Origin of the sequence: Achromobacter sp. GbtcB20 (assembly GCF_019091095.1) — a bacterium.
GTDB lineage: Bacteria > Pseudomonadota > Gammaproteobacteria > Burkholderiales > Burkholderiaceae_B > Achromobacter > Achromobacter mucicolens.
In genome coordinates, this window is the sequence record NZ_JAGXJZ010000697.1 from 1 (window position 1) to 253 (window position 253).

A 253-nucleotide genomic window follows, 5' to 3' on the forward strand; every position below is an offset into this window, starting at 1 on the left:
GGATCGCGTGCTCGATCGCCGCCAGCACGCGGGGACGATCGTCGGGGTGGATCATGTCGGTGAAGCGCGCCAGCTCGGTGCCTTCGCGCGCCAGGACCGCGTCGGCCTGGAACAGGCGCGCGAAGCGCTCGTCGACGTGGGTGGCGCCGCTGGCCAGGTCATAGCTCCAGGTGCCGATGTTGCCCGAGGCTCGAGCGAGAGCGCCAGCCGGTCCTCGGCTTCCTTGTGGCGCGCGACGGCCGCCATCTTGCCG

At 71.9% G+C, this 253-nt stretch carries 1 protein-coding gene; it reads right to left on the reverse strand.

Going from position 1 to position 253, the window contains the following annotated elements; translation table 11 throughout:
• A partial coding sequence (locus KVT32_RS30780) for a hypothetical protein (RefSeq protein WP_217619505.1) occupies window positions 1-253 on the reverse strand: 253 nt, incomplete at both ends.